Annotated in this window: 1 pseudogene (only partly in view); it reads left to right on the top strand. The window is 64.7% G+C overall.

From position 1 onward, the window contains the following. Positions 1-117 precede the first annotated feature (117 nt). Positions 118-464, top strand: a pseudogene (locus CCN51_RS60080) (response regulator); it runs 385 nt beyond the window's last position.

Here is a 464-nt window from a genome sequence, read left to right as displayed (position 1 = left end):
GGGGGGTATACCGCATTCGGGGGCGTGGTGGTGGGGTCTTGAGGAAAGGTCCCCCGCACGTGGCGGAAGTGGGCAAAACCCGGACGCAGCGCTGGGTGCGCGCCTACCCTTCGAGATGTGCCTGGCTTGTCCGGCCGGGTCCTTGTCGTCGACGACAACAAGGTCATCCGGCAGCTGATCAGGGTCAACCTCGAGCTTGAGGGCTTCGAGGTCGTGACCGCGGCCGATGGTGCCGAGTGCCTGGAGATTGTTCACCAGGTGCGGCCCGATGTGATCACTCTCGATGTCGTGATGCCCAGACTGGATGGGCTGCATACGGCGTCCCGGTTACGTGCCGATGCGCGTACGTGTCATGTGCCCGTCGCGATCATCAGCGCGTGTACGCAGTACGAAGTGGATAGCGGCAGGGCCGCGGGGGTGGATGCGTTCCTCGCGAAACCCTTTGAGCCCGCCGCGCTGGTGAA

Source organism: Streptomyces milbemycinicus, assembly GCF_002154605.1.
GTDB lineage: Bacteria > Actinomycetota > Actinomycetes > Streptomycetales > Streptomycetaceae > Streptomyces > Streptomyces milbemycinicus.
The sequence above is the reverse complement of the archived record's forward strand: the minus strand, read 5'-3'. Positions and strand labels throughout refer to the sequence as shown.